Annotated in this window: 1 protein-coding gene; it reads left to right on the top strand. The window is 68.5% G+C overall.

All coding sequences use genetic code 11. The features are described 5' to 3' along the window. Window positions 1–4: 4 nt before the first annotated feature. Window positions 5–273, top strand: a 269-nt coding sequence (locus C1X29_RS28485; RefSeq protein ID WP_256584422.1) for a GTP-binding protein, incomplete at its 3' end; no start/stop codon positions are given.

The following is a 273-nucleotide window of genomic DNA, read 5'->3' as shown; positions in this document are numbered from 1 at the left end:
CCTTATGTGGGCGCCATGCTCCAGAACATGGCCTCCCTCCCCCCCCGAGATCGCGCGACGCCGCACGTTTGCGATCATCTCGCACCCGGACGCCGGCAAGACCACGCTGACCGAGAAGTTCCTCCTCTTCGGGGGGGCCATCCAGATGGCCGGCCAGGTGCGCGCCAAGGGCGAGGCGCGGCGCACGCGCTCGGACTTCCTCCAGATGGAGAAGGACCGCGGGATCTCCGTGTCCGCCTCCGCCATGTCCTTCGACTACGGGCGGTTCCGCTT

It is taken from the genome of Pseudomonas sp. GW456-12-10-14-LB2 (genome assembly GCF_002884345.1).
In the GTDB taxonomy this organism is placed as follows: Bacteria; Pseudomonadota; Gammaproteobacteria; order Pseudomonadales; family Pseudomonadaceae; genus Aquipseudomonas; species Aquipseudomonas paraglycinae.
Note: the sequence above shows the minus strand (reverse complement) of the source record. Positions and strands in the feature narration are given on the sequence as shown.